The organism is Deinococcus grandis (assembly GCF_001485435.1).
Taxonomy (GTDB): Bacteria; Deinococcota; Deinococci; order Deinococcales; family Deinococcaceae; genus Deinococcus; species Deinococcus grandis.
In genome coordinates this window covers 3,191,062-3,197,500 of sequence record NZ_BCMS01000001.1, presented here as the reverse complement: position 1 = coordinate 3,197,500, position 6,439 = coordinate 3,191,062, and the positions used below count along the sequence as shown (strand labels likewise).

Below are 6,439 nucleotides of genomic sequence, written 5' to 3'. Positions count from 1 at the left end.
CCAAGAAGCAGAAGGATCGTTTTCTTCATACCTTACACATATCAGCGTCAGGAATAGCGTGTTGCCTCAGGTGCGCTTGCAGATCCGCGAGCCGTGTGATTTCCAGTCATGCAGCGCACCCTCCGCCCGGTGATGGGGGAGGGTGCCGCGTGGCGCGCCCTGTAGGACTCGAACCTACGACCGACCGCTTAGAAGGCGGTTGCTCTATCCAGCTGAGCTAAGGGCGCATGAAAAAGGGCTCCCGGGTGGGGGAGCCTTCCTGGAGCGGGATCACGGATTCGAACCGAGGCCAGAAGCTTGGAAGGCTGCTGTGCTACCACTACACCAATCCCGCTGGGTGCGTCGTTGTGGGGGTGGTCGAGGCGACAGGATTCGAACCTGCGACCCCTTGGTCCCAAACCAAGTGCGCTACCGGCCTGCGCTACGCCTCGTCACCTGCTTCCCCGTCGAACGCGCGTCGTGAACTATAGCAGACATTGCGCGCCGGGAGGGGGTGTTGTGTGGGTGTGGGGCGTATGCTGCGTGACTGATGAGTGGCGTGCGCGTGAAGACGTTCCTGGATCTGGTGAAGTTCGAACACACGGTGTTCGCCCTGCCCTTCGCGTACGCGGGCATGCTGCTGGCGAGCATGCAGGCCAGCGGGACGGGCTGGCCGGGGTGGCACGTGCTGGTGTGGGTGACGGTGGCGATGGCGGCGGCGCGCACCGCGGCGATGGGGGCGAACCGCGTGATCGACCGGTTCATCGACGCGCGCAATCCGCGTACGGCGGGGCGGGAGGTGCCGAGCGGGAAGGTCAGTCCGGCGCAGGCGTGGGCGCTGGTGGTGGTGAGTCTGGTGGTCATGGCGTTCGCGGCGGCGCAGCTGAACCCGCTGTGCCTGGCGCTGCTGCCGCTGGCGGTGGTGTTCCTGATCGGCTACCCGTACACGAAGCGCTTCACGTGGCTGTGTCACGCGTGGCTGGGCGTGACGGACGGCGCGGCGGCGGCCGGAGGCTGGATCGCGGTGACGGGGGAGTTCGCGCCGCCCGCTTGGGTGCTGTGGGCGGTGGTGATCTTCTGGATGATCGGCCTGGACGTGATCTACGCGACGATGGACCGGGACTTCGACGTGGCGAACGGCATCCGGAGTATTCCGGCGCGGTTCGGGATTCCCCGCGCGCTGCGGATCGCAGCCGTCAGTCACGCGCTGACGTTCGCGCTGCTGCTGCTGGTGGGCGTGGTGACAGGGGCGAGCGTCTGGTATTACCTCGCGGCGCTGGTGATGGGCGGCATCCTGCTGTTCGAGCACCGGATCGTGAACCCGGACGATCTGGCGCGGGTGAACGTGGCGTTCTTCGACGCGAACATGTGGCTGGCGCTGACCATGCTGGCCGGTGTGGTGGTGGACGTGGCGTGGCGGACCCTGACCTGAGCGGGCCTGATCCCCGGGGAGCGGAGGGGAGCCTGGACTGGGTGCCGCTGGAGGCCGCGCGGGCCTTCGCGGACGGGGACGAGCGCTGGGCGGCGGTGCTGCTGGCGCGCGCGCGGGACGCGCAGCCCGCCGGGAGCGTCGCGTGGGCCCGGCTGGAGCGGCTGCACGGCCTGAGCCTGATTCACGTGCAGCGTGAGGTGGAGGGGACCTTCGCGCTGGAGCGGTCAGACGCGCTGCTGGACGCGGCCGGTGCCACGCGCCCGGATCTGGAGGTGCTGGAGGCGCGGGCCGCGTCGGGCCTGCCTGAACGCTAGACTGGCGCGCATGACGGAAGCGGCGCGGGCGGGCGTGACCCTGGAAACCTCGGAGCGGGAGTTCGCGGCGCGCTACGCCGAGTTCGCCGCCGAGGGCACGCTGTACCCGTCGCGGGAGGGCAGTCCGCTGCTGGAGTTCGGGGTGGCGGGCCGGGTGCTGTACCTGTTCGACCGCAGCGGACCGTACGCGGCGGCGCCCGGCGCGGCGCGGCTGGTGGTGCATGGCGTGCTGGAACCCGCGGGGTTGCGGCCCCTGACGGCGCAGGAGGAACTGCGGGAGCAGCTGCACGCGGTGGGTGTCTCCGGCGTGGAGGGCCGCGGGGTGGTGCTGTCGGTGGGGCGGCAGGTCGTGGTGGTGCGGGCGCGGCTACCGCTGGTGCTGGGGGCGTTCGGGCCGCTGCCGGGGGTGCAGCCGGGCGACTGGGTGGCGTTCCGCACGGCGCCGCCACTGCATGGGTTCCTGGCGCCCTGAGTGGCTGGTGGTCTACACCTCTTGGCGCCTGACAGGCAGCTGTGACTGGACCGGTGACGGAATGCAAAATTTATCGCAGGCAGTCACTTTAACGTTGAAATGAAAAAAGCTTCCCTTTCCCCTCATGCTCGTTCATGATGGGCCCATACCCATGAACGAGTCGCTGCTGCCCCTCCCCGGTCCCCAGGACCAAGCCACCCCGGCCTGCATGGTGCTGGTCGATCTGGTGGGCAGCACGCGTCTGGCCCGGCACCTGCCGCTGGGCAACTACACCGCGCTGATGGCCGAGTTCGTGCAGGTCATGATCCTGACCCTCGAAGCGCGCGGCGGTCAGGTCCTGCAGCACCAGGGCGACGCCGTGCTGGCCTGGTGGCCCGCCGCGCAGGCCGCGCACGCCTGCGCCGCCGCGCAGGAAGCCCACGGGCGCGCCGCGCGCCTCACGCTGGCGGCACAGCTGGGCCAGACGCTGCGCGTGCGCGCCGGGATCTCCGGCGGGGACGTCCTGATGGGCGTCGTGGGCGGCCAGATGAGCGCCTACGGCCTGCCCGTGAACTACTCCCGCCGCCTGTGCGACGCCGCGCAGGCCGGGCAGACGCTCGTGTGCGACGAGGTCCTGCGCCTCGCCCCGGCGCTCGTGAGTGAACTGTGCCCCCCGCTGGACCTGCGCGGCTTCGGGGACGACTGCCGCGCGCACCGCCTGCTGGCCCCGGCCGCGGCGGGCACGCGCATGAAAGTTGATTAAGCACCTAGGACGCCTTCTCATGAGAACGGTCCATAGACTGCGGGCATGGAACGCAAGCCCCTGGTTTTAGTCATCGAGGATGAGAAAGACATCGCTCGGTTCATCGAACTTGAACTCGCTGCCGAAGGGTACGCCACCGAAGTCGCCTTCGACGGTGTGACCGGCCTCTCCAAATTCCGTGAAGTCAACCCCGACCTCGTCATACTGGACCTGATGCTCCCCGTGCTGGACGGCCTGGAGGTCGCGCGGCGCATCCGCAAGACCAGCAACACCCCGATCATCATCCTGACCGCCAAGGACGGCATCCAGGACAAGGTCGAGGGCCTCGACTCCGGCGCGGACGACTACCTCATCAAGCCGTTCTCCATTGAGGAACTGCTCGCCCGTGTGCGTGCCCACCTGCGCCGCGTGAACCCGGCCGTGACCGGCGAGGTCCGCGTCGCCGACCTGGTCATGAACCTCGACGGGCGCGAGATCTTCCGCGGCGGGCGCCGCGTGGAACTGTCCGCCAAGGAGTTCGAACTGCTCGAACTGCTCGCCCGCAACCCCGGCAAGGTCTTCTCCCGCTTCGAGATCGAGGAGAAGGTCTGGCCCGAGTACACCGGCGGCAGCAACGTCGTGGACGTGTACATCGGCTACCTGCGCCGCAAACTCGAGGAGGGCGGGGAGCGCCGCCTGATCCACACCGTGCGCGGCGTCGGGTACGTCCTGCGCGAGGAGTGACCGCTGGAGCCCTCATGGGGCGGGCCTCTAGACTGCCGCGTATGAGCTGCCTGCCCCTCCGGAGCCCCGCGTGACGCTGCGCTGGCGGCTCACGCTGTTCTACACGGCGCTGCTGGCCTTCCTGCTGACCGGGGTGGGCGTCATCACGCTGTACATGATGCGCGTGAACCTGATCGGCGGGATCGACACGGAACTCCAGAACACGTACAAGCAGTTCGTGACGTATCTCGTGCGGCCCATCGGGGCGGCCGACGAGACAGCGCGCCTGCCCACCGACCAGCAGCAGCTCAGGGCCCAGCGGCTCCAGGCCAAGCAGCCTAACGTGCAGAGCAGTCTCGTCAGCCAGATCGGAGAGGCGAAACTGCTCGCCCGCTACTACTTCCCGAACTCCAGCGTGGCCGTCGAGGACCTGTCCTTCTACACCCGCCAGACGCTCATCGACGACCTGAAGGTCGCCCGGACCGCGCAGGAGAAACGCGAACTGTTCGCGTACCTGGCGGGGCTGCGCGGCACCTCGCGCCGCTCGCTGGCCGTGGACATCCAGCGGCCCATCACCCTGACCGACCGGGAGCTGGAAGCGCTGATCAACGCGACCGACGGGCGGCTGCACCTCAACCGCCTGATTGCCGACGCGCCCAACAAGGAACCCACGCTGATGCGTCTGCTGGTGGTGCTGGGACCCCTCACGAACAGCGAACCCCGCAACAGTAAACCCACCATCAACACCAGCCTGACCAGCTTCGAGAGTGAACCGCCCCTGGGGATCGTATACGTGGCCCGCAGTCTCGGGACCGTGCAGAAGACCCTGGACGACCTGCAGAACGTGGTGATGCTGCTGTTCCTGACCGGGCTGGCCACCGCCGGGACCGGCGCGTACCTGCTGGCCGGGCAGGCGCTGCTGCCCCTCAGGCGCGTCCAGCGGGCCGCCGAGCGCATCGGCGGGCAGAACCTCACCGAGCGCGTCCCCGTCCCGCAGACCGGCGACGAGGTCGAGTCCCTCGCGACCGCGCTGAACGCCATGCTGGGGCGCCTGGAGGGCAGTTTCGAGGCGCAGCGCCGCTTCACCAGCGACGCCAGCCACGAGCTGCGCACGCCCGTCACGGCCATCAGCGGGCACGCCAGTTACCTGCTGCGCCGCACCAGCCCCACCGGGCAGCAGCAGGAGAGCCTGAAGATCATCCAGAGCGAATCCGAACGCCTGACCAACCTGATCGCCAGTCTGCTGCAACTCGCCCGGTCCGACAGCGGCGCCCTGACGCTGCAACGCGGCCCGGTGTTCTCGGCGCTGCTGCTGTCCGACATCGTGCGGGAACTCGCGCCGCTGGCGCAGGCGCAGCACACTGCCCTGACCAGCGCCGGCGAGGACGTCACCTTCGAGGCGGACGCCGACCGCCTGAAGCAGGTGCTCATCAACCTCGTCAGCAACGCCCTGAAGGCCGGGGCGCAGACCGTCACGCTGCGCAGTGAACGCGTCGGCGCGGAGGTCCGCCTGAGCGTGCAGGACGACGGACCCGGCATCCCGGCGGACCAGCTGGAGCGGCTGTTCGATCGCTTCTACCGCCTGGAGGACAGCCGCAGCCGCGACCAGGGCGGCGCGGGCCTGGGCCTGAGCATCGCGCGCGGCATCGTAGACGCCCACGGGGGTCGCATCTGGCTGGACAGCGAGGTCGGGCGCGGCACCACCGCGCACGTCCAGCTTCCTATCGGGAACGTCCCGGAACTCGACCTGGACGACGTGCCGTGAATCGAGAGGGGAGAGCCGCCGGGCTGTTCATGTCCGGCGGCCCTCCCCTGTAGCGTGATCCTTTCCCGCGTTACCCGTGCCGGGCGGCGAGCGCCGCGCCGATCACGCCCGCGTTCCCGGCGAGCTGCGCGCGGCGGATCGTGACGGGCGCGAAGCCCTGCGCGTACTCGTCCGCGGCGGCCTGCACGCCGTGGAAGAAGTAATCCCCGACGCTGGCCACGCCCCCGCCGATCACGAAGACCTCCGGGTCGATGGTCTTCTGCAGGTCCGCCAGCGCGATGCCGATGTACCGCAGCGCCTGACCCACCACGCGCCGCGCGGCGGGGTGGCCCTGCTGCGCCAGCTGGAAGGCCTCGGCGGTGCTCACGTCGCGGTTCAGGGCGAAGCTGGCGTCCCGGGCGATGGCCGTGCCGCTCGCCACGGCCTCCAGCGCGCCGTCCAGGCCCGCGCCGCTGACCGGGCCGCCCGGCAGGGCCGTGATGTGCCCGATCTCCCCGGCGATGCCGTGACGGCCGCGCCAGATGCGGCCGTTCAGGACGATGCCGCTGCCGATGCCGGTGCTGACCGTCACGTAGATGCTGCTCTCGGCGCCGCGCGCCGCGCCCAGGTGCGCCTCGGCCAGCGCGGCGGCCTTGGCGTCGTTCTCCAGCACCACGCGCTGCCCCAGGCGGTCACGCAGACCGTCCACCATGGGCACGTCGGTGAAGCCGTAGATGTTCGGCGCGAACTTCACGCGGGTGCGGTCCGCGTTCAGGGGGCCGGGGATGCCCACGCCGATCAGGCGGGCGTCCGGGTGGCGTTCCTGAAGGCGACGCACCTCACCCGCGATGGCGTCCAGGACGCTCTCCCAGCCGGTGTCCGGGGTGGGGATCACGTGCGCGCTCAGCAGTTCGTCGCCGCGCAGGACGCCGCTGGCGATCTTGGTGCCGCCCACGTCGATGCCGATGCTCAGGGGTTCAGTCAGGTTGGTCATGGGAACTCCGAAGGAAATGAAAGCGGGGAAAAACAGCGCGCGGGAGGCGGGAGCGCTTCC

General features: G+C 69.6%; 8 protein-coding genes and 3 tRNA genes (1 of these 11 cut by a window edge). 6 read left to right on the top strand and 5 right to left on the bottom strand.

Annotation, left to right across the window (positions count from 1 at the left end):
- From DEIGR_RS15295 to DEIGR_RS15280, 4 genes are all read right to left on the bottom strand, one after another.
- A protein-coding gene (locus tag DEIGR_RS15295) for a hypothetical protein (RefSeq protein ID WP_153013781.1) crosses the window boundary here: on the bottom strand, positions 1 to 29 show its beginning. Its footprint begins 289 nt before the window's first position; the window shows 29 of its 318 coding nt (coding positions 1–29); the start codon lies at positions 27 to 29; its stop codon lies beyond the left edge, outside the window.
- A 121-nt stretch (positions 30 to 150) separates the two neighbouring features.
- Positions 151 to 227: transfer RNA gene (locus tag DEIGR_RS15290), tRNA-Arg, on the bottom strand.
- Between the two features lie 33 nt (positions 228 to 260).
- Positions 261 to 334: transfer RNA gene (locus tag DEIGR_RS15285), tRNA-Gly, on the bottom strand.
- A 20-nt stretch (positions 335 to 354) separates the two neighbouring features.
- A tRNA-Pro gene (locus tag DEIGR_RS15280) sits at positions 355 to 431 on the bottom strand.
- Between the two features lie 98 nt (positions 432 to 529).
- On the opposite strand from DEIGR_RS15280, the gene mqnP reads away from it, so the two are divergent.
- The 6 genes from mqnP (at position 530) to DEIGR_RS15250 (ending at position 5,406) form a co-directional block, all read left to right on the top strand.
- Positions 530 to 1,411: a menaquinone biosynthesis prenyltransferase MqnP gene (mqnP, locus tag DEIGR_RS15275; protein ID WP_058978408.1), complete on the top strand. Its 882-nt coding sequence runs from the start codon at positions 530 to 532 to the stop codon at positions 1,409 to 1,411.
- Entirely contained in the window at positions 1,393 to 1,725 is a 333-nt protein-coding gene (locus tag DEIGR_RS15270; protein ID WP_058978407.1) for a hypothetical protein, read from the top strand. The genes mqnP and DEIGR_RS15270 overlap by 19 nt, the downstream gene beginning before the upstream one ends.
- Positions 1,726 to 1,735: 10 nt before the next feature.
- On the top strand, positions 1,736 to 2,197 hold the full coding sequence (locus tag DEIGR_RS15265; RefSeq protein ID WP_058978406.1) for a hypothetical protein: 462 nt from the start codon (positions 1,736 to 1,738) through the stop codon (positions 2,195 to 2,197).
- Between the two features lie 151 nt (positions 2,198 to 2,348).
- Positions 2,349 to 2,939, top strand: coding sequence for an adenylate/guanylate cyclase domain-containing protein (locus DEIGR_RS15260; protein ID WP_058978405.1), 591 nt, complete (start codon positions 2,349 to 2,351; stop codon positions 2,937 to 2,939).
- Between the two features lie 45 nt (positions 2,940 to 2,984).
- Positions 2,985 to 3,662 (top strand): response regulator transcription factor, encoded by a 678-nt coding sequence (locus tag DEIGR_RS15255; RefSeq protein ID WP_010887388.1) that lies wholly within the window; start codon positions 2,985 to 2,987, stop codon positions 3,660 to 3,662.
- Between the two features lie 154 nt (positions 3,663 to 3,816).
- Positions 3,817 to 5,406, top strand: coding sequence for a sensor histidine kinase (locus DEIGR_RS15250; RefSeq protein ID WP_083524204.1), 1,590 nt, complete (start codon positions 3,817 to 3,819; stop codon positions 5,404 to 5,406).
- 70 nt (positions 5,407 to 5,476) lie between these two features.
- Here the strand turns inward: DEIGR_RS15250 and DEIGR_RS15245 are convergent, their stop codons facing one another.
- The gene (locus DEIGR_RS15245; protein ID WP_058978403.1) at positions 5,477 to 6,379 is read right to left on the bottom strand and encodes an ROK family protein; all 903 of its coding nucleotides are present in this window, start codon (positions 6,377 to 6,379) and stop codon (positions 5,477 to 5,479) included.
- Between the last annotated feature and the right edge of the window lie 60 nt (positions 6,380 to 6,439).